The sequence below is a fragment of the Agarivorans sp. genome (genome assembly GCF_050295395.1).
Lineage (GTDB): Bacteria > Pseudomonadota > Gammaproteobacteria > Enterobacterales > Celerinatantimonadaceae > Agarivorans.
The window spans coordinates 1-1,843 of the sequence record NZ_JBNKPP010000166.1 but is presented as its reverse complement, the minus strand read 5'-3'; the positions used below and the strand labels follow the sequence as shown (position 1 = coordinate 1,843).

Here is a 1,843-nt window from a genome sequence, read left to right as displayed (position 1 = left end):
TAATCAACTGGACGTATTACGGTTGTCGCGGTTTTTGCTAAAACAAAAAGCGGCAAAAACAGCACCAACCTACACGCCAGTTATTAAGGCGTTGGTATGACTCCCCCTGTCAAGTTGGCCGCCTAAATCCCTAGCTCGTGTTGAACCATAGCGCTTAGTTTAAAGGGCGAGTTAATGCACAAGATTGAAGCAAGTAAGTTCGTCGGTTCTCATGCTGATATCCGTAGATTACCCAAATTACGGGCAGTGCTAACCTTACTTATTCCGTCGTGACACCTGTCTTCAGTCTATGTTCGTGGGTCAAGGCTAAATCATTAACCTTGCCATCCTAACGCCGTCGGTGGTTGTGCCACAGCCGATGCTTAATCTCATGCACTAACTCTATTCTTGTCATTATGCGGGTACTCTGGCTAAACGCAGTTTGGGGTTAACATCAACTAAAACCAATTGTTTAGCTATCGCCCAAATATAGGCAATCATCTCTCGGGCAATGGCGGTTACCACCACGTTATAGTGTTTACCTTTGTGCATCAGGCGTTGATAACGGCGGCACAATCGCAATTGAGCTTGCCAAGCCTTGTCTACAATCGCTTTGGGTAAACCTTCTTGCCTGAGCTGTAAGTCACTAGAGATGTTTGCGGGATAACGGTAGCTGTGAGCTCCTTCAATAAGTAAACGTCTAGCTCGGCCATTACCACATTTGGTGATTGCGCCTATATGTCGTTTTCCCCCACTTGAATGTTCACTAGGCACTAAACCTAAATAACTCATCAATTTTCGCGGGTGGTCAAAGCGGCGTATATCACCCAGCTCTGCAATTAGGCCAGTGGCCACCAGTAGCCGAACACCACGCATGGCTTGTACGGCTTTCACTACTGGGTAATAACGCCATGCTTGTACCTGATGGGTTAATTCATTATCAAGACGCTTTAAGCGAGCAACACGTTCATTAATGGTGTGTAAATACTCTTGTAGCGCAATTTGTTGTGCTGGGTGGGGCAGTACCAACTCGGTGAGCCAACGCAGGTGTTTAGCCGACCAATTGGCAGTGCCCGCATAGTTAATGTTGTTACGTAGTAGCAAGGCTTTTAACTGATACTTGGCATCTTTTAGGTCTTTCATGGCGGTTTCACGCGCACGGGATAAATCCCTTACGGCTTCATCTTCAGGCTCAGGGACATAAATCGGTGTAAGGTCTTCAGTTTTTAGCAGCTTGGCAAGTTTGAGTGCATCACGCTTATCGGTTTTAATCTTATCGCCTGGCTTTTTAGGGATAAGCGAAGGTGCCACTACATAACAACAATGGCCAAGGCTGGTGAGCAGGCGATATATCCAGTAGCCGCAAGGCCCCGCTTCATAGACAAAGTGTAGGGTGGCTTGTGAGTATTTAGATTGCAATTGCTTGGCCAGTTTAACAATAGCGGTTTTAGCGCTAGATATTCTACCGAAGTGAACAGCTTGTGCGCCTCGTTGGCCTTCAATATAGGCGACTTCAACAAACTCTTTGTGAGTATCTAGGCCAATAAAAAGTATGTTATGTTTGTTCATGCTGATCTCCGATTTAGTTTCTTTAACAAAACTATTATGGCTCTGGCTTTCAGCTAACCCACGAAGTTGGAGATCAGCACCTTCTTGGGGAGTCATTATGTCTATGCTTTCAATCTACTTATCTTCAGGTGTTTCAAATGATGGATTATCTTGTTTTTTTAGGTATTTGCCTTGTGGCAACTGTTAGCCCTGGTCCAGCTGTATTTTTGGCGATAAAGAATGGCGCTCTGTTTGGATCCAGAAATGCACTAGTTGGAGTGTTTGGTAACGTGTTTGCAATGCTCACGTTGGCTTC

Annotated in this window: 1 protein-coding gene; it reads right to left on the bottom strand. The window is 45.4% G+C overall.

Features of this window, described 5'->3' with window-relative positions:
• Window positions 1-393: 393 nt before the first annotated feature.
• Window positions 394-1,548: an IS110 family transposase gene (locus tag ACQY6Q_RS10085; RefSeq protein WP_427980908.1), complete on the bottom strand. Its 1,155-nt coding sequence runs from the start codon at window positions 1,546-1,548 to the stop codon at window positions 394-396.
• Between the last annotated feature and the right edge of the window lie 295 nt (window positions 1,549-1,843).